At 27.4% G+C, this 1,618-nt stretch carries 3 protein-coding genes; 1 reads left to right on the forward strand and 2 read right to left on the reverse strand.

The annotated features are described in order from the left end of the window. Positions 1-512: hypothetical protein (locus tag L8W64_RS08810; RefSeq protein WP_263673542.1), on the forward strand; the 512-nt coding region annotated here is incomplete at its 5' end. Positions 513-570: 58 nt separating this feature from the next. Here the strand turns inward: L8W64_RS08810 and L8W64_RS08815 are convergent. Both L8W64_RS08815 and L8W64_RS08820 read right to left on the reverse strand, forming a co-directional pair. After that, complete coding sequence (locus L8W64_RS08815; protein ID WP_263673543.1) at positions 571-1,119, reverse strand: hypothetical protein; 549 nt, start codon at positions 1,117-1,119, stop codon at positions 571-573. 83 nt (positions 1,120-1,202) lie between these two features. Next, a partial coding sequence (locus tag L8W64_RS08820) for a hypothetical protein (protein ID WP_263673544.1) occupies positions 1,203-1,618 on the reverse strand: 416 nt, incomplete at its 5' end.

Raw genomic sequence — 1,618 nt, forward strand, 5'->3', positions numbered from 1 at the left:
TGGAAGCTAAAGCTTTTAATCAGGTGTTGAAAGTTAATGCTAAGATTAGCGTATTTCAAACAAGGGGGATATTAGGACACCCTACTGGAAATAGAAATGGAGGAAATGGAAGAACTACATTATTAGGAACTAATAATGGGATAGATGGGCAAGTTTTTGGAAATTATACTAATGAATATTCTACTTTTACATTAACACATCATAATGATAATTTTGATTTAGGAATTTATGGTTATCAAAATACTAATGATATATGGAATGCAAATATAAAAATAACCTATACGCCAGCTTATGGAGGTAATCAAAAATGGAATTTAAGTTATTTTATTAATTCAAAATCCTATCATTTAGGAAATACTTATTTTCCTTTTGATATGAATCATTATACTTATTTATTATTTAGCAAAGAAGAAGCTTCTATTCCAACCAAACAAAACAACGGAATATATAAGTTTGAAGATTTAAATAATAAATACATAAAGCCCACCTATTTGCACTTGAAATTACCTTGAAAATCATATGAATTTTAAAATAGCCTATATAAAATTTAATTTTTTATAGGCTAAATGTTTATTCACTCAATTTTAAGTGTAAAATACTCGTATAAGTTTTACCCTTATAGGTAGTTTTGAAAGTATATATTCCGTTGTATTTTTTAGTAGCTGGAGGACAAACGCTTCCCCAATTAATATCAGTTCCACCAAAATCTACTATAATAGTTCCCCATTTATTTGAGGGAAATTGTTTGCTTTTCCCATCGCCCTTTATATTAAAATTTATAGTATCATGTTGCATTCCTTTAATACAAGATATAAATGGATATTTAGTATTACCACCATAAGCTGATTGATAAGAATAACTCATATTATTTTTAGCATTCCAAGCGTCATTTTGATTATTAAAACCAAAAATATATAGTTCCATAGTAGGCATTTGATTGTAAACTCTAGTGATATGTATTTCTCTATAATGATTTTTATAATATCCTTGCCCTCCATAACCATTATTACCAAATTCTCCAATATTTAAAATAGTATAATTTCCATTATAGTTATAGCTTCCAGTCTCTCCTATAGTAAAAAATAAATCCGAAACTTGTATTTTAGCACTTACTCTCAATGTTTGATTGATAGCTTTTAATTCTACATTTATGTCGTTATTAAAGGGTTCAAAGAAAACATTAAAGAAATAATCAAATCCATTTATTCATCATAATTAAACCTTAAATGTATTTGTATTCCACTAGCGTAACATCTGAAAGGATCTGTATTAATAGCTCCTGCTTTTATATTAATTTTATTAACTTTATTCCATTTAACTTTTACATTTCCTTGATACCAATTATCAATCCACTCATAAGGAAAAATTCTACCATCTACAAAAGTGTCATGTATGGTTATACCAAACCTATCATCAACTGCACCTTTCCATTTAATTGTAACTGATTTTACTTTATCTGTGTTTGGTATGGCATAATCTCCTAAGTTTATAGGCTGATAAGTTAATTCATAGCCATTACAAGTATAATTAGCAAAAGCACTTACATCAACAGGAACTTCAGAATAAGATTTTATTGCTAACGCTTTATTCATTCTTTGATTTAAAGCATTAAAAACTG

The organism is Campylobacter sp. IFREMER_LSEM_CL1097 (assembly GCF_025772225.1).
GTDB lineage: Bacteria > Campylobacterota > Campylobacteria > Campylobacterales > Campylobacteraceae > Campylobacter_D > Campylobacter_D lari_D.